We start from the raw sequence: 19,802 nt of genomic DNA, 5'->3' as shown, positions 1-19,802 counted from the left end.
GGTACTTATCTTTATTCAGTTGTTAGTAACACGATTACTTTCCCAAAACTATCCTGATTTTGTAAGTAAGCATGCGCTAAAGGAACTTCACTTAGTTTGAAGTTTTTTTCTGGTTTCACATCAACATCATATTTTGAAATGTAGTCCAACAGATCATTCAATTTATCCTGACTGACATTGTCAGAGTAAAAACTAGTGAGGTAACTATTTTTCTCGATATCTATAATCGGATCAAATTCTTCTAAAAACCATTTACCTCCTAATTGTCCCGTACTACATAAAATGCCTCCTTCGTTTAAATGTTGAAAACTATCTTTTATAGTGGCAGGGCCAATTAATTCTAAAATTTTGTCATACTTCTTTTCAGTCTCTAATACACCAGTCTTATCTATTATTACATCATTAAAACCAGCGGACAATAATTGCTCATTTTTTGCTTGGCTCCGACTAGTACCATCAATTACAATATCAGGATATCTGGCCTTCAACAATTTAAGAAATGAAATACCTACTCCACTTGTGGCGCCTCTAACTAAAATTTTATCTTTTTTTGTAATTTTTAAGTTTTTCATTGAACCAAATGCTGTATAGTACGTTTCAGGAATAGTCGCAAGTTCTTTCCAAGATATATTTGTTGTTATTGGATATATTTGGTTATTTGGTAATGCTACATATTCAGCATAGCTGCCATCAAATGCGCGTCCCATTTCTCCCATAATGGAAATAACTTTTTTCCCTATAGGTAATCTTTCAGGATCGCTCGTTTCTTCAACAACACCCACACATTCAATGCCTAAAACCCTAGGAAACAAAACAGTTGGCGATTTTCCCTCTCTCGTAAAAATCTCCGATCTATTGATACCAAACCCTTTTATTTTAATTAAGGACCAGTTAGCTTTTATTTTAGGTAAATTTACCTCTTGGTAAATAAGCTTATCTGTTCCTCCTGCTTCATTAACAACAATTGCTTTCATAATTTTACTTTTCTCCTTTGCTAAAAAGCTTTTTTCAATTCAAATCATCGTAAACATCCTAATTTTTAGTAACTATACATAAAAAATCCTAACCACCACGCGAAGTGATTAGGACCTTTTACAATGCTTGCCCCACCAAAAATTAATGAAAGGCCGAAAGATTTAATTAGTTTGCACTTTTTATGCATTTAAAACTTTGTTTAAGAAATCTTTTGTTCTATCATTTTGCGGATTACTAAATATTTCATCTGGTGTACTACTTTCTAAAATGTAACCATCAGCCATAAAGACCACACGATCAGCCACTTCTTTAGCAAAACCCATTTCATGTGTGACAACAACCATTGTCATACCATCCCTCGCAAGTTGTTTCATAACATCTAAAACATCCCCAACCATTTCTGGATCAAGTGCAGACGTTGGTTCATCAAATAACATAATATCTGGTTTCATTGCAAGTGCGCGTGCGATTGCGACACGTTGTTTTTGACCACCAGATAACGAAGCAGGTGCAGCATCTGCTTTATCACTCAAACCAACTTGGGATAAAAGACGTTTTGCTTCCTTAGTTGCTTCTTCTTTTGTTTCTTTTTTTAATTCAACAGGCGCTAAAATAATATTTTCAAGAACGGTTAAATGTGGAAACAAATTAAAATGTTGAAATACCATGCCAATATTTTGACGAACAACATTTAAATCAGTTTTTGGATCACTTATATCATGCCCCTCAATAATAATTGAACCGGAAGTTAAATCTTCTAATTTATTTAAACAACGTAAAAAGGTACTTTTCCCAGAACCGGAAGGTCCAATCATGCAGACAACTTCTTTTTCTGCAACTGAAATATCTAACCCCTTCAAAACTTCATTTGAACCATAGTTTTTTTTCAAATTTTTAACTTGAATTTTAGCTGCCATTATTTAATCTTCCTTTCGACTAAATTAGATAACCACGTTAATAACGTTATGATAACGAGATAAATCACCGCGATAATCAACCACATCTTGAATCCTTCAAGGTTTCTTGCGATTATAATCTTACCTGTTTGCGTTAATTCTAAAATACCGATAACAGATAAAATTGACGTATCTTTCAACGTAATAATAAATTGATTAATAAATGATGGAATCATAATCTTAATTCCTTGTGGCATAATGACTTTCATCATTGCTTTTCCATAAGGTAATCCTAGACTACGAGCAGCTTCCATTTGGCCATTATCAACAGCCTTAATCCCACCTTTAACAAAGGCCGCTGTATACGCACCTTCATTTAACGTTAAGGTTATAATACCTGCCACAAATGCTGGAATCTTGCTCCCGGTTAAATTAGGAATACCAATGTAGATAAAGAAGGCCAATACAATTAGCGGTAGGCCACGGAAAATGTAAATTAATGTACTTGAAAGCCCATTAAGCCATTTATTTGGCGCAACACCCATCATACCTAAAATAATCCCTAAAACTGTTGCACAAACAATAGCCACAATTGTTAATAACATTGTTTGTTTAAATCCTTCTAATAATGAGCCACTATTTGTTTTCAATAAACCTAAAATTGTTCGAGAATTTTTAGAGTTAGCATTTTTTGCGTTCGTTCCAGTGTACTTATCAACAATCTTTTTATATTCACCGTTAGCTTTAAGTTTCTTTAGCCCGGCATTAAATTTTGTTATTAATTCTTTATTTTGCCCTTTTTTAACGGCGAATCCATATTCACCTTTTTCATATGTTTTACCAACTACTTTCATTTCAATACCATTCTTAACACCATATGCTAAAACTGGTTTATCATCAAAAGTCGCATCGGAATTTCCTGTCACAACATCGTCATACATGTTACTTGAATCATCAAAAGTTGTTGTTGTAATATTATATTGTTTTTTAATTGAGTTTACGAATTCTCCGGCAGCTGTACCAACTTTAATCGCTACCTTTTTCCCTCTTAAATCATCCAAAGATTTAATTGAACTGTTTTTACCAACAGCCATAGCTACCCCAGCTTCATAATAACTATCTGAGAAATCAAATTTAACACGACGTTCTGGAGTTATCATCATACCAGCCATAACCCCATCAATTTGGTTAGCATCTAATGCTTGAACCGCTGCATTAAACCCTAAGGCTTTAATATCAACTTTAAATCCTTCCTCTTTAGCAATGGCTCGCATTATATCCATATCAATACCAACATATGATTTACCATCTTCTGCTTGATATTCAAATGGTGCATAAGTTACATCAGTCCCGATTGTATACGTCTTTTCTGCTGCATTTACTTGATTACTATGTAAAAATAATAAAAATACACATGCGACCATGATTGACATGATCATTGACTGCCATTTTTTCATAATATCCTCCCCAAAACATTTTGATGTAACATAATATAACATATCTACACTTAGCAAGCAATTTAGTTGTTTTGACAATTATTTAAGTACCCTATACACTAGAGATATTCAGGAAAGGATGGTTTATATGATTATTAGAAGAGCAACAAAAAAAGATGCACACGAGGTCGTTCCTTTAGTGAATATTATTTTAGAAGATATGGAAATTCCTATTCTTCAAGAAATTCCATTACCCGACCTATTCAAAGTGCTAGAGCTTGCATTTGAAACAGAAGACTACCGTTACAGCTACGGTCGTGTTCAAATTGCCGATATTGATGGTAAGGTTGCTGGGATAGCATTTGGTTATCCGGATGAAGATGAAGACCATCTTGATCTTGCTATGAATCAATTTTTCCCACAAATTGGTTTACCTGAAACAACTGAACTCTTTCCAGACTCAGAAGTTTATCCAAATGAATGGTACCTTGATACCCTTGCTGTTTCACCAGATTTCCAAGGACAAGGCATCGGCACAAAACTTCTAGAGTCTCTTCCCGAGATTGCCCGTGCAGCTGGAAAAACAAAGATTGGCTTAAACGTCGACTTTGCAAATCCTAAAGCAGAAAAGTTATACACAAAAATGGGCTTTAAAACTGTTGGTAACATGATTATTAGTGGTCATGACTATCATCATATGCAAAAAGATATTTAAATAAATAAAAAGGTCTGCTAAAAATAAATTTAGCAGACCTTTTTTCATATCTTTATTCTAAAACTTTTACAGTAACTGTCTTTTTACCCCATGTGTAACATCTTGCATTTGAGATAAAATGCACATCAATTCGGTTTCCTTTAATTGCTGAACCTGTATCGCCAGCAATCGCAACACCATAACCAGATACCCAGACAACAGTTCCTAGCGGAATAACTGAAGGATCCACAGCAATTTGTTGTGGATTAGTTAACAAACTTAACCCATATGATCCATGAGTTCCCATCCCTGGTGCATTTGTTGAATAAGCCGTTGCGACCATTTGTAACGTTTTCTTAGTTGATTTGCCAGAAGTATCGTTGCTTGCTTTTTGGTCAGTACTTCCTTTTTTATCTGATGAATCATCACTTTCAGCCTTTTTAGCTGCTTCTTTTTTAGCAGCTGCTGCTGCCTTAGCATCAGCTTTAGCCTTTGCTTCTCTTGCTTTTTTTGATAACTCAGCATCTTTAGCCTTTGTTACTTTGGCTAAATCTTTCTTTGCGTCACCTAAAGTATCTTTTAACGCTGCTAATTGTTTATTCATTTCTTTTGTTTCTTGTTTTGTTTCAGATTGTTTTAATTTCAATGATTTTTGTTCAGATTCCAAATGCGCTTTAGCATCTTCCATGGTTTTGATATTAGACGCAACATCTTTCATCGTTTTGTTATCAGCAGATTGTAAAACAGAAACTGCGTAAACACGGCTAATAAAATCACCAGCATTCTTTGCTTCAAGAATAGCCGTTACCATTTTACTACTTGAATCATTAACTTGTAGACTTCTTAATCTATCTTTAGCATTTTCAATACGTGTATCTAATTGTTTTTGTTCATTACCAATTGATTTATCTTGTGAACCAATTTTCTTTTCTTTATCAGAAATTTCTTGATTTAATTTATCAATTTTTGCATACTCATCATTAATACTCGTTAATGACTTTGAAATTTTTGAATTAGCAGTTGTTACTTTCTCTTGTGCAGCTGATTCTTGTTTTTTTAAATCACTGATAGATGTTGCACTAACAGAAACCGAACCACCTAATAAGCAAAGTATAACTGCCGTAAAACCAATAATATTTCTAATTTTCAAAATAATACTCCTTTTTGTAAATAACTTTATTACCCATTTCTAGAGTATATCGAACCGACAAGTCAGACATGTGTCAGGCATATTACAAAACATCACTCATATTACAACTCTATGACTAACGTACCCTCATTTTCAGAAATAATCATTTTATTTGAGTTCATTTTCAAAACCGTTTCATTTTGAGCCTGAAATATGCTATGATATGTAGATTATACAAACGAATAGTGAGGGTATTAAATGATAACTGTAAGTAATGTAAGTTTAAGTTTTTCAGACCGTAAGTTATACGATGACGTTAATTTAAAATTCACGCCTGGTAATTGTTACGGACTAATCGGTGCTAATGGCGCTGGTAAATCAACATTTTTAAAGATTTTATCTGGTGAAATAACACCAAGTACAGGTAAAATTTCATTAGATCCAAATGAACGTATGACAATGCTACAACAAAATCATTATGGCTTCGAAGAATATACTGTTCTTGAAACAGTCATTATGGGTTACAAAGAACTCTATGCTGTTATGGAAGCAAAAGATGCTATTTATGCAAAAGCTGATTTTTCTGATGAAGATGGTATCAAAGTTGCTGAACTAGAATCTGACTTTGCTGAAATGAATGGTTGGGAAGCTGAATCAGAAGCTTCAACTCTTTTACAAGGCTTAGGCTTCGCTGAAGATATGCAAAATAAAAAGATGAGCGAACTAACAGAAAGTCAAAAAGTTAAGATTTTGCTTGCACAAGCACTTTTTGGTAATCCTGATGTTCTCTTACTTGATGAACCTACTAATGGGTTAGACATCAAATCAATTAACTGGTTAGAAGATTTCTTAATTAACTTCTCAAATACCGTTATTGTTGTTTCTCATGATAGACATTTCTTAAATAATGTCTGCACCCACATGTGTGATGTTGATTTTGGTAAAATCAAATTATTCGTTGGTAATTACGACTTCTGGATGGAATCAAGTGCCTTAGCTTCAAAACTTGCAAATGATTCTAACGATAAAAAAGAAGCTAAAATCAAAGAATTACAAGATTTCGTTGCACGATTCAGTGCTAACGCTTCTAAATCTAAACAAGCAACTTCTCGTAAGAAAATGCTTGAAAAAATCACACTTGATGATATTCAACCTTCATCACGTCGCTACCCATTCATTAACTTTGAAATCGACCGTGAAATTGGTAATGATTTATTATCAGTTAGTGGCGTTTCAAAAACAATTGATGGCGTAAAAGTTTTAGATAATATCTCATTTAGTTTAGGCAAAGATGATAAAACAGCCTTTACAAGTGAAACTGATATTGCTGTTACAACATTAATTAGAATTCTTTCTGGTGAATTAGAACCAGATACAGGTACAGTTCAATGGGGTGTAACAACATCACAAGCTTACCTTGCTAAAGATAATAACGACCAATTCGCTGATGAACATTTAACAATTATCGATTGGTTACGTCAATTTGCTTCTAAAGCAGAAAGTGATAACACTTTCTTGCGTGGATTCTTAGGTCGTATGTTATTTTCTGGTGAAGAAGTCGATAAAGAAGTTGGCGTCTTATCCGGTGGAGAAAAAGTTCGTTGTATGTTATCAAAAATGATGTTAACAAGAAACAACGTTCTTTTACTTGATGATCCTACTAACCATTTAGATTTGGAATCAATTACTTCATTGAATGAAGGTCTTTCAAATTATAAGAGTGCTCTATTATTCGGCTCTCATGATCGTGAGTTCATTCAAACAATCGCTAACCGTATCATCGAAGTAACACCAAACGGTCTTGTTGATCGAGCAGATACTACTTATGATGAATTCTTAGAAAATAAAGATGTTCAAGATCAAATTGCTGGTCTTTACAAACAAGCTTAATAACTAAAAAGGAAGCAACCAATTTCAAAATTGGTTGCTTCCTTTTTTATTAGTAATTTTTAAGTACGCGTTGAATTTGGCGTTCCTGATCTCGACGTTTAATTGTTTCACGTTTATCGTAATCATTCTTCCCTTTTGCAACACCGATTAGTACTTTTGCAAAGCCGTTTTTAATGTACACTTTCAAAGGGACAATTGTAACACCCTTATTTTTAGTTGCTTCATCAAATTGAGCTATTTGTTTTCTATGCAATAATAATTTACGATTTCGAAGTGGATCATGATTGAATTGATTTCCTTGATCATACGTTGAAATATGAACATTCATCAGCCAAGCTTCACCATTTCTAATTTGCGCAAATCCATCTTTTAGATTAATACGACTATTTCGAACGGATTTAATCTCAGTACCTGTTAAAACGACACCAGCCTCAACCGTATCTTCAATGTTATAACTGTGTCTTGCTTTTTTATTCTGGGCTAAGGGTTTATCAAAAGATGACTTTTCTTTTCGCAATCTTAATCCCCCCGATATTATTTTTGACGTGTATTATTTTTTCTTGGTGCTGTGTTTTTATTAGCTGATTTGTAGAATGGTTTCTTTCCATTACTATTTCCAGCAGCTGGTTTACCATTACGGTTATAAGGTTTCTTGTCTCCTGGACGACCATTACCTGGACGTTTGAAGTTTCCACCTTTACCTCGTAAATCAGAAGTTGGTGTGTTTTGTGGATTAACAATTTCAAAATCAATCGCACTTTGCTCAATATCAACTTTAGCAACTTTTACTTCGATTGGTTGACCAATTCTGAAAGTTCTCTTGGTTCTCTTACCTACTAATGCCATATGCATATCTAAATATTCATAATAGTCATCCTTCATATTACTAATATGAACAAGACCTTCAACAGTATTTGGTAATGAAACGAAGACACCAAACTTCATAACTGAGCTAACAACACCTTCAAAGGTTTCACCAACATGATCAGCCATGTATTCAGCTTTTTTCATTGCGTCAGTATCACGTTCGGCATCAATTGCGCGACGTTCCATTTGTGATGTATGTGTTGTAAGTTCAGGTAATTGTTCAGCATATTTTTCTTTTTGAGTGTCCCCAATACCATTTTCTTCGTAGAAACGAATTAAACGATGAACCATCAAATCAGGGTAACGTCTAATTGGTGACGTAAAATGCGTATAATCAGTAGCAGCTAAACCAAAGTGACCTAATGATTCATCAGTATATTTAGCTTGTTGCATACTTCTAAGTAACATAACAGAAACCATTGATTCTTCAGGTTTACCAGCTACTTCTTTTAAAACACCTTGTAACATTTTAGGTGTTACATTCTTACTATCACCTTTAACAACGATACCAAAACTGGTTAAAGTTTCGAAGAAACGCATTACTTTTTCATTCTTAGGTGTTTCATGCACACGGTAAACAAAAGGTACTTTTAATTTATCGTAATGAGCTGCAACAGTTTCATTTGCAGCTAACATAAATGATTCAACTAAACGTTCACTTGTTCCACGAGTTCTAATTTGAATATCAATTGGGTGACCCGCTTCATCAACGATAATCTTAGATTCATTATCATCAAAACTAATTGCACCACGTTTTTTACGCATTTTTTCAAGAATTTTGTGTAATTCGCCCATTGTTTCAAACATTGGGACCAATTCTTCATATTTAGCTTTCGTCTTTGCATCATCTGATTCAAGAATCTTGTTAATGGCTTTGTAAGTCATACGTTCTGTCGTTTTAATCACACTTTGGAAGATTTTGTGGTTAACAACATAACCTTCTGGTGTAATTTCCATTTCACAACTCATAGCAAGGCGTTCAACTTTTGGATTCAATGAACAAATACCATTTGATAATTTGTGAGGCAACATTGGAATAACACGGTCAGTTAAATAAACACTCGTTCCACGTTCGTATGCTTCACGATCAAGTGGTGTGCCTGGTTGGACATAATGCGAAACATCAGCAATATGCACACCTAAATGGTAGTTCCCGTTATCAAGTTTCCAGGCAGTAACAGCATCATCTAAATCCTTAGAATCAATACTATCAATTGTTACCAATGTTTGGTCCGTTAAATCAACACGGCCAATTTTTTCTTCTGGTAGCACAACTTCTGGAGTTGCTTCAGCTTGAGCCATAACATCTTCAGGAAATTCACTAGGAATATCATGTTGATAAACAACTTGTAAAATATCCATACCTGGATCGTCTTTGTTACCCACAACTTCTTTAACCAATGTTTCAATAACTAATGGTTTTTCACTTGTTGGGTAAGCAGTAATATCAGCTGTAATAACTTCTCCGGCAACTGGATGTAAACCAACCCCTGTTACCAATAAGTTATAACGTTGTAATTTCTTGTTTTTAACAACTAAATGGCCAATTATTCCTGAATTTTCAAGGTCAGATGGTTCAACTTCAAATTCACCAACAATTGATGTTACATTATGTTCAACAATTTTATTAACTTTACCTTCAGGACCACGGTCATCCCCAGGTTTAGCAGCACTTGTAATCTCAATCTCAACACTATCACCATTTAAGGCAGACATTGTTTGTGTTGGATTAACGAAAACATCAGGTTGTTCTGGATCAATCGTAACGAATCCAAATCCACGATCATTTGCATGAAAAATACCCACTAATTGTGGTGTTTGAAGTGCAATTTGAAATTTGCCTTCTGATGTAATTTTCACTTCACGTTTACGTTCCATTTCAGCAAGTGTTTTAACAAGTTCTTTGAACGCATCCTGGCCTTCTAATTTAAGGGCAGCTGTTAATTCTTCAACACTGAAAGATTCATTTTCTTTAATTTTTAGTTCTTTTAATATAAGTTCTTGCATCTTTTTATCCATGTATACCTCGTTTTCATATTCGTATTTGCGTTACATTTATTTATTATTAATTTTATTTTATTTCTAAATAAAAGCCTCCTGCTGCAACAATTGTTTGCACAGGAGGCTTTCTTTATTATTATTTTGAGGCCAAATAGACAAGTCCTAGAGCTAGACAGAAAAATAAAACGCCCAAGACAAAGGTTACTTTTTGCATAAATGCTTCGAATCCACGTGGTTTTTGTTTGCTAAATAAATCGTCAGCACCACCACCGCCACCAGATAAAGCACCTGAAGCGTTATTTGTTTTTGCAGGTTGCATCATAACAGCGATAATCATTAAGACTGAAACGATGATAATTAAAATTGTTAGTATGTTAGTCAAATCATTTACCTCCTTAACCCAATTACGTAATCTATATCTATACTAATTTAGCACAGTTTGCATTAATTTTCCACCGTTATTATTTTATTAAAGTGATTCAAATCCGGATAATGTATCCATTTCTGTCTTAAGTTTAGGTCGATTTTGGTGCTCAGTCAAAAGAACTAATGTATCTCCTGCTTTTAAAACCGTCACACCATGTGGAATTAATTGCTTTTCACCACGTCTAACCGTGATTAATAAGCTATTTTCAGGCCAAACTACTTCTGAAACTTTTTTATTTTCTAAATTTGATCCAGCAAAAATAGGCGTCTCAAGTCGGTCCTTTTTACCGCCCAAATCAATTTCATTTTGACCAATTAATTTTTTAAGTAAAGAATCGTAGATAGGTGCGCCGCCTAAAATATCAATAACTAAAAATGAAACTAATGAAATAATGGCTAGTGGCATTAAGTGATGTAAACTACCCACCATTTCCGTAACTAATAAAATAGCTGTAAAAGGTGCTTTACCAATTCCAGCAAAGTACCCGGCCATTCCAAAAATAATAAAATCAGTTATATATTTAGCTGGTAACAACCCTAACATTATCATAACAGTTGCATACCCAGCGCCAATAATAGCGCCTAATGTTAGAATAGGCAGAAAAATACCACCTGGTAATCCAGAACCATAGGATATCATTGAAAAGATAAATCTTAAAAGAAAGAGTCCCAATAAAACGGTCAATGATTTACTTTGAACTAGACTTAAAATAATCTCATTACCGCCACCTAAAGTTTGTGGTAAGTATAATCCAATCGGAATAACTAAAATAAAAGGGACAATTGAGCGATAAAAAATCGGAATTTTATGTAGAATATTATATAAATCAGTCGATTTAAGTAATACGTTTTGATACAGATAGCCTAGGAGGCCCAAAATAAGCCCTAAAGCAATCAAATGCCAGTATTGTAACAATGATAAGGTCTGAATATCCATCATTTGTAGCGCCGGTTTTAGACCGAAAAAATGCAATGAAATATAATTGGCTGAAATTGAACTAGCTAATGCTGTTGTCCAAATCAACGGTGAAAAATTATGATACACTTCCTCTAATATAAAAAGCGTACTCGCAATTGGTGCATTAAAAGCTGCGGATAGACCTGCAGCGCCACCACCTGCAATCAGAATGCGGCGTTCCGATTCAGTATGTTTAGTCATCTCTGCGAATCCTTGTCCGACTGCTGCACCTAGTTGAATAGATGGGCCTTCACGGCCGAGGAATAGCCCTGATCCAATGCCTAAAACACCACCGATAAATTTTCGCCATAAAACTGACCACCAACGCATTTCAAGATTACCAGCAAGCTGGCCCTCTACTTGCGGAATACCGGATCCCATAATATTTGGCTCTTGCTTCATTAGTGTTCCAATACCTAGTACCATAGCTAGACTCAAAAGAATCATTGGAAACAGTAACCACATATTCTGATTAATTGCCTGGTAAAAATAGATAAAGACTTTAAGCACATAAATAATAGCTAACCTAAATAGACTTACAACGATACCTGTAACGAGCCCAATTAATAGCCCTCTTAAAATAAATATGAGATTAGTTAAATTCAATCGCTCTTTGATACCTTGTTTTGTCATAAAACCATACACACCTCTTCATTCTATTAGTATATGCTAAAATCCAATTATTTGCTGAACTCATTAGTAACAAAAAAAGAATTATTCAACTATTGAATAACTCTTCTTAAAAACTAGCATAATCTAATGATCACTTAAGGATGATAAATCATACTCATAGCTATAAGTCCCCAGCCTAAATTTTTTTTAAATAAACCGGTTGTCGAAATTTCCATATAAAATCGACCAACGTCAGCACTTAACTTTATTTTATTTTTTAAATTACTTACAGCCAATAAGCGCAACGACTCCGCTAAATCAGCGACTGCCTTCTCGAAGTACTGCCCACGCTCAACTTTATTTTTAAAATCAACTAATAAGAGACGTTCCTCATTTGTCGTTTCTTCGTTTAAAATAAGATCATAAACTTTTGATGTTAGATCATCTTGTATTGTAATACGCTCTGATTTTTTCATACACGCTCACATTCCTAACTATAATTTCCAACATCTAAATTATACAACAATAAGTTTTACCTTTCAATATAGTGCGTCCTATTATAATACAAAAAAGGTCCCACCTAAAATCAAATTAGGTAGGACCTTCTTTCAATCAGAAACGCTTAATTCATAAAGAATTATTTGTTAACGATTGTATCGCGAGCATCTGAACTCAAGTTGTAGAATGAGTGGATACCTTTGTATTCTGATGTTTCTTCTAAGTTATCTTCAATTCTCATTAATTGGTTGTACTTAGCGATACGATCAACACGGCTCAATGAACCAGTCTTGATTTGGCCAGCATTAGTTGCAACAACTAAGTCAGCGATAGTTGTATCTTCAGTTTCACCTGAACGATGAGAAACGATAGCTGTATAACCAGCTTCTTTAGCCATTTCGATAGCTTCCATTGTTTCTGTAAGTGTACCGATTTGGTTAACTTTGATAAGGATTGAGTTTGAAACGCCCATTTCGATACCTTTTTTAAGGTAGTCAGTGTTTGTAACAAATAAATCATCCCCAACTAATTGAACTTTGTTGCCCAATTTAGCTGTCATCATCTTCCAGCCTTCCCAATCGTTTTCATCCAAGCCATCTTCAATTGAGATAACTGGGTATTTGTCAACGATTGCTTCAAGGAATTCAACCATTTCTTCAGAAGTATAATCTTGGCCATTTTCGCCTTCATATTGTAATCTATATTTGCCAGTTTCAGCATTGTAGAATTCTGATGAAGCAGCATCAAATGCGATAGCAATATCTTTACCAGGTTTGTAACCGGCACGTTCGATTGCTTCGATTAAGATTTCAAATGGTTCTTCATTGTTCTTAAGATCAGGAGCGAAACCACCTTCATCACCAACAGCAGTAGAGTAGCCTTTTTCAGCTAAAATCTTTTGTAAGTTATGGAATGTTTCTGAACCCATACGTACAGCTTCTTTGATAGAAGGTGCGCCAACAGGCATGATCATGAATTCTTGGAAATCAACACTGTTGTTAGCATGTGATCCACCATTGATAACGTTCATCATAGGAGTTGGAAGGACATGTGCGTTAAATCCGCCTAAGTAACTGTATAAAGGAACTTCTAATTCATCAGCAGCAGCACGAGCAGCAGCAATTGAAACACCTAAAATAGCGTTAGCGCCCAATTTACCTTTGTTTGGTGTACCATCTAATGCGATCATAGCTTTATCAATACCAACTTGATCAGTAACATCATATCCAACAATTTCTTTAACGATAATGTTGTTTACGTTGTCAACAGCTTTAGTAACGCCTAAGCCCATGTAACGAGATTTGTCGCCATCACGTAATTCAACGGCTTCATGTTCACCAGTTGAAGCACCTGAAGGAACAATTCCGCGGCCCATTGCGCCGTCTTCTGTGTAAACTTCAACTTCAACAGTTGGGTTACCGCGTGAATCTAGAACTTCGCGTGCATAAATATCTGTAATCATTGACATAAATTTGTACTCTCCTTTAAAAACGTTTTTTGGCGGGGATACAATAACACCCTTACCATTATTTTAATAGTTTATTGATTCATTTTCAATCTTTTTAACAGCTAAAATACGAATTATGCTTTGAAGTTAACAAGGTCTAAGTATGAAGCAGTTTCCATACTTGCGCCACCAACTAAACCACCATCAATATCGTCTTTACCCATTAATTCTACGACGTTACCAGGTTTAACTGAACCACCGTATTGGATACGAACTTTATCAGCAACTGTTTGGTCATACAAATCAGCAACTGTTTTACGAATTACTGCACAGATTTCTTGTGCTTGGTCAGAAGTAGCTGTTTCACCAGTACCGATAGCCCAGATTGGTTCGTATGCAATAACTGCAAGATTAACTTGTTCAACAGATAAGCCTCTTAATGCAGCAGAAACTTGTCCAGCAACCCATGATTCTGCTTCGCCGGCTTGACGTTGTTCTAACGTTTCACCACAGCAGATAATAGGAACCATACCATTATTGAAAACAGCATGTGCTTTTTTGTTAATATCGTCATCATTTTCGCCGAAGTATTCGCGACGTTCTGAATGACCAATAACAACATAGTCAACACCCATTTCAGAAAGAACTTTTGGTGAAGTTTCACCAGTAAAAGCACCTTCATCTTCAAAGTATGCATTTTCAGCAGCAACTTTTAAGTCAGTACCTTTAGCAGCATCAAGTAATGTTTGTAAATCTACTGCAGGAGCAGCAATAACAGATTCAACATCGTCAAACTTTGGTAATTTACCTTTAAGACCTGCTACGAATTCAGCAGTTTCTTTAGGGCCTTTGTTCATTTTCCAGTTACCAGCAATAATTGGTTTACGCAAAATAATAACTTCCTTTCGTTAATAGACGGTTTCTTACGACAATTTAATTAAAAATTATTTTGTTGTAATAGCAGCAATACCTGGTAAAGTTTTACCTTCAAGGTATTCAAGTGAAGCGCCACCACCAGTAGAAATATGAGTTAATTGATCAGCAACACCTAATTGTTGAACAGCAGCAGTTGAATCACCACCACCAACGATTGTTGTAGCTTCTGATAAAGTACCCAAGAATTTACCGATTTCAAGTGTTCCGTTAGCATAGTTGCTCATTTCGAATACACCCATTGGTCCGTTCCATACAACTGTTTTAGCATCTTTTAAAACATCTTTAAATTCTGCAACAGATTTAGGTCCGATATCCAATGCCATGTAACCGTCAGGAATGTCACCATCAACAGTTTTGTGTTCAACATCGTTATCAAATTTTTCAGCAACGATTGAATCAACTGGTAATACTAATTTGTCGCCAGCTTCTTCAATGATTTGTTTAGCTAAATCAATTTTGTCTGTTTCAACTAATGATGAACCAATCTTCATACCTTTAGCAGCGTAGAAAGTATAAGTCATACCACCACCAACGATAACTTTGTCAGCTTTTTTAAGTAAATGAGAAATAACACCAATCTTATCTGAAACTTTTGCGCCACCTAAGATAGCAACAAATGGACGTTTTGGTTCGTCAACAGCTTCACCTAAGAATTTGATTTCTTTTTCCATTAAGAATCCAGCAGCAGCTTGTTCCATGTTGCTTGAGATTCCAACGTTAGAAGCATGTGCACGATGAGCTGTACCGAAAGCATCATTGACAAACAAGTCGCCAAGTGAAGCCCAGTATTTACCTAATTCAGGATCGTTTTTGCTTTCTTTTTTACCATCTAAATCTTCAAAACGTGTGTTTTCCATTACTAAAACATCGCCGTCTTTCATTGCTGCAATTGCGTCTTCTAATTGAGGACCACGTGTAGCAGGAACAAAAGTAACAGGTTTGTTTAATAAGTTAGATAAACGTTCTGCAACTGGACGTAATGATAATTCTTTTTTGTCTTCTTCAGTCTTAATACGACCAAGATGAGAAAGAAGAATGGCTTTACCACCATTTTCAGTTACATATTTGATAGTTGGTAATGCAGCAACGATACGGTTATCATTACCAATCACACCGTTTTTAATAGGAACATTAAAATCGACACGAATTAAAACTTTTTTGTCATTTACATCTAAATCTGAAACGATTAATTTAGCCATTATAATAGCCTCCTGTGTAATTTTGATTAAATAAAAAGGCAGAGGGAGTATTGCGTCCCTCCGCCTAAGCATAGTTATATGCGGTTTTAAAAAAGTTTAACTAGATTATGCTTCTAAGCTAGCAAATTTTTCTAATGTACGAATCATTTGTGCTGTAAAGCCAGATTCGTTATCGTACCAAGCAACAGTTTTAACCAATTGGTTAGCGCCAGTACCAGTTACTTCAGTTTGTGTTGGGTCAAAGATTGAACCAAAACTTGTACCAATGATATCTGATGAAACGATTTCGTCAGCATTGTAACCAAATGATTCGTTGTTTTCAGTTCTTGCTTTAATAGCAGCATTTACTTCATCAACTGTAAGATCTTTTGATTTCAAGATTGTAACCAATTCTGTCAATGAACCAGTAATAACTGGGACACGTTGTGCATGGCCATTCAATTTACCAACAAGATCAGGGATTACCATACCGATAGCTTTAGCAGCACCAGTAGAATGAGGAATTGTGTTACCTGCAGCAGCGCGTGCAGCACGTAAGTTTCCACCACGGTCAGGACCATCTTGTAATTTTTGTGTAGCTGTGTAAGCATGAACTGTTGTCATTGTACCAACTTCGATACCGAAAGCATCGTTAACAGCGCCAGCAAGTGGTGCTAAACAGTTAGTAGTACATGAACCAGCAGAAGCAATCTTAGTATCTGAAGTTAAAATGTCATCATTTACACCGTAAACGATTGTAGGCATTTTACCAGCAGGAGCTGAGATTAATACACGTTTTGCGCCAGCTTTAATATGAGCTGAAGCTTTTTCTTCTGATGCGTAAAAACCAGTTGATTCTAATACGATATCAACATTATTGTTTTTAACCCAAGGAATATTTGATGCATCTGCTTCTGCATATACAGGAATTTCCTTACCATTAACAACAATACCATTATCTGTTGCGCTAACTTCTGCGTCGAAGTTACCATGGGCTGTATCATATTTTAATAAATGAGCCAACATTGATGGAGAAGTTAAATCGTTGATTGCTACAACTTCGATGTTATCTGAAACTTCAGCAATACGACGGAAAGCTAAACGACCAATACGGCCAAAACCGTTAATACCAACTTTTACTGACATACTTAAATTTCCTCCTTTAGGAAATGAAGATTTATTTATTTTAAAAAGCGTGTTTGCACACTACTTTTTTAAAATCGAGTTTGCGGCACCCTCATCCGTGATTAACCACGTCTGTTTAGGTGCAAGTTTCATGTATGCCACAATTGCTTCGGCCTTAGAATGGCCACCTGCAACTGCGAAAATACATTTTATGTGCGTGAGATCCTCTATTTGTAAACCGATACGAGGAATCCTATAAACGACCTTGCCTTGAGCATCAAAGAAATATCCGAATGCCTCACCTACAGCTTTGTCCTCTTTCAACATGTCTATTATACCACTAGACATGTCACGACGCTTAGCCATATGCATTGCTTCTCCAATACTGTGAATTACAGCATTGCTTTCCTTGATTAAGTTCAAAACTTCTTGAATGCTCGGTTCTTCAAGAAGAGGCTCGTACGTTTTCTCACTTAGTTGTTCAGGTACATACAAGGCTCTATGTTTGCCGCCTGTGTGTAATGCCATCTTACCACTAATCGAGTTGGCTTGTATATCTACTGATTCACCAACACCACCTCTGGCTGGTAAAAAAGTTAAATCGCGCTTAATTGAAAGACGTGTTGTCAACTGATCAGCTACTTGAGCCATCGTTGTGCCACCCATTACCGCAATTAAATTTTTACCTTCTGGCAATAAGAGTGCTAACTTAGCAGCTAGACTCTTACCCATTGACTCTAAAACTTTAGGTTGTTCATCGGAATCGCCTGATACAATCAAACAATGTTCAATGCCTAAAATTCGACTCAACTCTTGTTCATCCTGTCGAACACCAACTAAATTATCCATCACTTTTTCAAGGCCATGTAGTACTGATATACCTCTATCCGTTAGCGTCATTCCTGACTTACCAACGACGATAAGTTCTTGCTTACGCAGAAAATCTGTTTCGGTTCTCATAACGCGTTCGCTTAGATTTAAAGTTGCTGCCAACATTCTGCGACCAACAGGCATCATCCATTCAATCTGTCTTAAAACAAAATATCTTTGTTTTAAAACTTTAATCATGTCTGGTGCAATTGCTTCGATCCACTCTAATTCATGATGCATACTGCACCTGCTCTCTTATGGGGCATTATTTGTCCCACAGTGTCGCATTATGACCCATTAATTCTAAAAAAACAAAGCACGATAACATTCTGCATTAATCAAAGTGTCTTCATACCTTTATTACAAGACAAATTATATCAGGTTGTTTCATACTTTGCAAGCACTTCAAACGACTATCTGCCATGTCAGCAATTGACGTTTGATATATGAGATAAGGTCATAATTGTTCCTAATCCTTGTAGCGTTTTCTTGCTGATGACGATGGAATGTTCAGGTTTTCACGATATTTTGCAACTGTTCGTCTCGAAATATCGATGTTTTGTTTCATTAATTGTAAAACTATTTTTTGATCAGAGAAAGGTTTCGTTTTATCTTCAGATTCAATCAAAGTCTGCATAGTTGTCATAATCGTTTTTGAAGATAGCTCTTCAGCATTCTTTTTGTTCTTATTTGCGATTTGTCCAAAGAATGATTTTATTTCATAAACACCAGATTCTGTTTCAATGTACTTATCATTAACGGTTCGACTAATTGTTGATTCGTGAACACCTAAAGCGGCTGCAACTTCCCGTAAAAGTAATGGCTTAATTGGTTTGGTTTTATCAGTGAAGAAGTCAGCCTGATATTTCAAAATATATTGTCCTACTTTTAAAATGGTATCGCCTCGTTGTTTCAAGCCATGAACTAGCCATTCATATTCCCGTTTCTTTTCAGTTAAATATTTGATTACTTCAGGATCTTGGTCTTTTGACATATCATCAAAATATTTTTGTTGAAAAACAACTTCAGGCTGTGCACCGCGAACTTTGAATAATGTTAATTCATTATTACTTTTTTTCAAAACTAAATCTGGATAGATTTTACCAATTCTAGTTGTCCCAAATCCTGCACCTGGATTAGGTGATAATGTGCGAACAAAATCTGATATTTCTTGAATTTCTGAAAGATTAACACGATATTTTTTTGCTATGTCCGACCATTTACGATCGACAAAGTTATCAAAATCATCTTTTATGACTGTATATGCCAATTCAGGCGCTAAATCGTCAGAATCAATCTGTAACATTAAACTTTCTTGTAAATTACGTGCACCAACACCGGGCGGATCTAAGCGTTGAATCAAGGTTAACGCATCTAATAACATAATGGGTGGTATTCCTGATTCTTCTGCTAAATCATCCAAATTAGCATTAAAATAGCCCGTCTGTTCAATATAATCTACTAAGTAAAGAACAACCTTTCTAAGCGGTGTTTGACGCATCGTTAGATAAATTTGTTCCAATAAATAATCCAATAAAGATTGTGATTCATCATCACTGACTGAATTCATATAATCAGTATCACCATTTGTTGTTAGATTAACTTTATAACGAGACTCCCCTGCTTGGATTCTCTGATTGTCGTCAACAGCTTCAATCAAAGGGTTTTCCATCATTTTTTCAGTGACAAATTCTTGTAAATCTTCTATATTATATTGCAACATTTTAATTGATTGTTGGAGCTCTGGTGTCATTGCCAGTTTTTGAATTTGCGTTTGTTGTTGCTTAAATTTCTGTTCAATAGCCATTATTTCTCAACCTCCGCTTTCGTTACTTGTTTTTTTTACGTAATTCAGCTAAACTAT

17 protein-coding genes are annotated in these 19,802 nt (G+C 35.2%); 2 read left to right on the top strand and 15 right to left on the bottom strand.

Translation table 11 applies throughout. The annotated features are described in order from the left end of the window. Nucleotides 1-11: 11 nt before the first annotated feature. The 3 genes from AC1RPJ_RS04980 to AC1RPJ_RS04970 all read right to left on the bottom strand — a co-directional run bounded on the left by AC1RPJ_RS04980 (nt 12) and on the right by AC1RPJ_RS04970 (nt 3,328). The gene (locus AC1RPJ_RS04980; RefSeq protein WP_481761437.1) at nt 12-974 is read right to left on the bottom strand and encodes a zinc-binding dehydrogenase; all 963 of its coding nucleotides are present in this window, start codon (nt 972-974) and stop codon (nt 12-14) included. 180 nt (nt 975-1,154) lie between these two features. Beyond that, nucleotides 1,155-1,892 (bottom strand): amino acid ABC transporter ATP-binding protein, encoded by a 738-nt coding sequence (locus tag AC1RPJ_RS04975; protein WP_481761438.1) that lies wholly within the window; start codon nt 1,890-1,892, stop codon nt 1,155-1,157. Beyond that, nucleotides 1,892-3,328 (bottom strand): amino acid ABC transporter substrate-binding protein/permease, encoded by a 1,437-nt coding sequence (locus AC1RPJ_RS04970; protein ID WP_481761439.1) that lies wholly within the window; start codon nt 3,326-3,328, stop codon nt 1,892-1,894. The genes AC1RPJ_RS04975 and AC1RPJ_RS04970 overlap by 1 nt, the downstream gene beginning before the upstream one ends. Nucleotides 3,329-3,458: 130 nt before the next feature. Here AC1RPJ_RS04970 and AC1RPJ_RS04965 point away from each other — a divergent pair, with 130 nt between their 5' ends. Further along, the gene (locus tag AC1RPJ_RS04965) at nt 3,459-4,022 is read left to right on the top strand and encodes a GNAT family N-acetyltransferase (protein ID WP_481761624.1); all 564 of its coding nucleotides are present in this window, start codon (nt 3,459-3,461) and stop codon (nt 4,020-4,022) included. Nucleotides 4,023-4,074: 52 nt separating this feature from the next. Here the strand turns inward: AC1RPJ_RS04965 and AC1RPJ_RS04960 are convergent, their stop codons facing one another. Further along, nucleotides 4,075-5,151: a 3D domain-containing protein gene (locus tag AC1RPJ_RS04960; RefSeq protein WP_481761440.1), complete on the bottom strand. Its 1,077-nt coding sequence runs from the start codon at nt 5,149-5,151 to the stop codon at nt 4,075-4,077. 237 nt (nt 5,152-5,388) lie between these two features. Between AC1RPJ_RS04960 and AC1RPJ_RS04955 the strand changes: the two genes are divergently transcribed. Further along, nucleotides 5,389-7,020, top strand: coding sequence for an ABC-F family ATP-binding cassette domain-containing protein (locus AC1RPJ_RS04955; protein ID WP_409022227.1), 1,632 nt, complete (start codon nt 5,389-5,391; stop codon nt 7,018-7,020). A 49-nt stretch (nt 7,021-7,069) separates the two neighbouring features. On the opposite strand, the gene smpB is transcribed toward AC1RPJ_RS04955, so the two are convergent. The 11 genes from smpB to rpoN all read right to left on the bottom strand — a co-directional run bounded on the left by smpB (nt 7,070) and on the right by rpoN (nt 19,745). Continuing rightward, entirely contained in the window at nt 7,070-7,537 is a 468-nt protein-coding gene (gene smpB / locus AC1RPJ_RS04950; RefSeq protein ID WP_481761441.1) for an SsrA-binding protein SmpB, read from the bottom strand. Between the two features lie 17 nt (nt 7,538-7,554). Continuing rightward, nucleotides 7,555-9,906 carry a ribonuclease R gene (gene rnr / locus AC1RPJ_RS04945; protein WP_481761442.1) on the bottom strand — a complete coding sequence of 784 codons (2,352 nt, stop codon included), beginning with the start codon at nt 9,904-9,906 and terminating at the stop codon, nt 7,555-7,557. A 118-nt stretch (nt 9,907-10,024) separates the two neighbouring features. Beyond that, the gene (secG, locus tag AC1RPJ_RS04940; RefSeq protein ID WP_409022224.1) at nt 10,025-10,270 is read right to left on the bottom strand and encodes a preprotein translocase subunit SecG; all 246 of its coding nucleotides are present in this window, start codon (nt 10,268-10,270) and stop codon (nt 10,025-10,027) included. 87 nt (nt 10,271-10,357) lie between these two features. After that, on the bottom strand, nt 10,358-11,905 hold the full coding sequence (locus AC1RPJ_RS04935; RefSeq protein WP_481761443.1) for a ClC family H(+)/Cl(-) exchange transporter: 1,548 nt from the start codon (nt 11,903-11,905) through the stop codon (nt 10,358-10,360). Nucleotides 11,906-12,039: 134 nt separating this feature from the next. Next, a complete protein-coding gene (locus AC1RPJ_RS04930; RefSeq protein ID WP_481761444.1) occupies nt 12,040-12,360 on the bottom strand; it encodes a bacteriocin immunity family protein in 321 nt (106 codons plus the stop codon). A gap of 161 nt (nt 12,361-12,521) precedes the next feature. After that, a complete protein-coding gene (gene eno, locus AC1RPJ_RS04925; RefSeq protein ID WP_481761445.1) occupies nt 12,522-13,850 on the bottom strand; it encodes a phosphopyruvate hydratase in 1,329 nt (442 codons plus the stop codon). Between the two features lie 113 nt (nt 13,851-13,963). Next, nucleotides 13,964-14,719 carry a triose-phosphate isomerase gene (gene tpiA, locus AC1RPJ_RS04920; RefSeq protein ID WP_481761446.1) on the bottom strand — a complete coding sequence of 252 codons (756 nt, stop codon included), beginning with the start codon at nt 14,717-14,719 and terminating at the stop codon, nt 13,964-13,966. 54 nt (nt 14,720-14,773) lie between these two features. Then, nucleotides 14,774-15,964 carry a phosphoglycerate kinase gene (locus AC1RPJ_RS04915; RefSeq protein ID WP_409022217.1) on the bottom strand — a complete coding sequence of 397 codons (1,191 nt, stop codon included), beginning with the start codon at nt 15,962-15,964 and terminating at the stop codon, nt 14,774-14,776. Between the two features lie 105 nt (nt 15,965-16,069). Beyond that, the gene (gap, locus tag AC1RPJ_RS04910) at nt 16,070-17,089 is read right to left on the bottom strand and encodes a type I glyceraldehyde-3-phosphate dehydrogenase (protein ID WP_409022216.1); all 1,020 of its coding nucleotides are present in this window, start codon (nt 17,087-17,089) and stop codon (nt 16,070-16,072) included. Between the two features lie 60 nt (nt 17,090-17,149). After that, nucleotides 17,150-18,178 (bottom strand): sugar-binding transcriptional regulator, encoded by a 1,029-nt coding sequence (locus tag AC1RPJ_RS04905; RefSeq protein WP_481761447.1) that lies wholly within the window; start codon nt 18,176-18,178, stop codon nt 17,150-17,152. Nucleotides 18,179-18,407: 229 nt separating this feature from the next. Next, nucleotides 18,408-19,745 carry an RNA polymerase factor sigma-54 gene (gene rpoN / locus AC1RPJ_RS04900; RefSeq protein WP_481761448.1) on the bottom strand — a complete coding sequence of 446 codons (1,338 nt, stop codon included), beginning with the start codon at nt 19,743-19,745 and terminating at the stop codon, nt 18,408-18,410. Nucleotides 19,746-19,802 lie beyond the last annotated feature (57 nt).

This window comes from Dellaglioa sp. CoH-57-MRSF-17 (assembly GCF_056782015.1).
The sequence above is the reverse complement of the archived record's forward strand: the minus strand, read 5'-3'. Positions and strand labels throughout refer to the sequence as shown.

What these genes read in the sequence shown, in the direction of transcription:
- AC1RPJ_RS04980 (WP_481761437.1), bottom strand. Translation starts at nt 974, where the DNA reads ATGAAAGCAATTGTTGTTAATGAAGCAGGAGGAACAGATAAGCTTATT.
- AC1RPJ_RS04975 (WP_481761438.1), bottom strand. Translation starts at nt 1,892, where the DNA reads ATGGCAGCTAAAATTCAAGTTAAAAATTTGAAAAAAAACTATGGTTCA.
- AC1RPJ_RS04970 (WP_481761439.1), bottom strand. Translation starts at nt 3,328, where the DNA reads ATGAAAAAATGGCAGTCAATGATCATGTCAATCATGGTCGCATGTGTA.
- AC1RPJ_RS04955 (WP_409022227.1), top strand. Translation starts at nt 5,389, where the DNA reads ATGATAACTGTAAGTAATGTAAGTTTAAGTTTTTCAGACCGTAAGTTA.
- rnr (WP_481761442.1), bottom strand. Translation starts at nt 9,906, where the DNA reads ATGGATAAAAAGATGCAAGAACTTATATTAAAAGAACTAAAAATTAAA.
- AC1RPJ_RS04935 (WP_481761443.1), bottom strand. Translation starts at nt 11,905, where the DNA reads ATGACAAAACAAGGTATCAAAGAGCGATTGAATTTAACTAATCTCATA.
- AC1RPJ_RS04930 (WP_481761444.1), bottom strand. Translation starts at nt 12,360, where the DNA reads ATGAAAAAATCAGAGCGTATTACAATACAAGATGATCTAACATCAAAA.
- eno (WP_481761445.1), bottom strand. Translation starts at nt 13,850, where the DNA reads ATGTCAATGATTACAGATATTTATGCACGCGAAGTTCTAGATTCACGC.
- AC1RPJ_RS04915 (WP_409022217.1), bottom strand. Translation starts at nt 15,964, where the DNA reads ATGGCTAAATTAATCGTTTCAGATTTAGATGTAAATGACAAAAAAGTT.
- gap (WP_409022216.1), bottom strand. Translation starts at nt 17,089, where the DNA reads ATGTCAGTAAAAGTTGGTATTAACGGTTTTGGCCGTATTGGTCGTTTA.
- AC1RPJ_RS04905 (WP_481761447.1), bottom strand. Translation starts at nt 18,178, where the DNA reads ATGCATCATGAATTAGAGTGGATCGAAGCAATTGCACCAGACATGATT.
- rpoN (WP_481761448.1), bottom strand. Translation starts at nt 19,745, where the DNA reads ATGGCTATTGAACAGAAATTTAAGCAACAACAAACGCAAATTCAAAAA.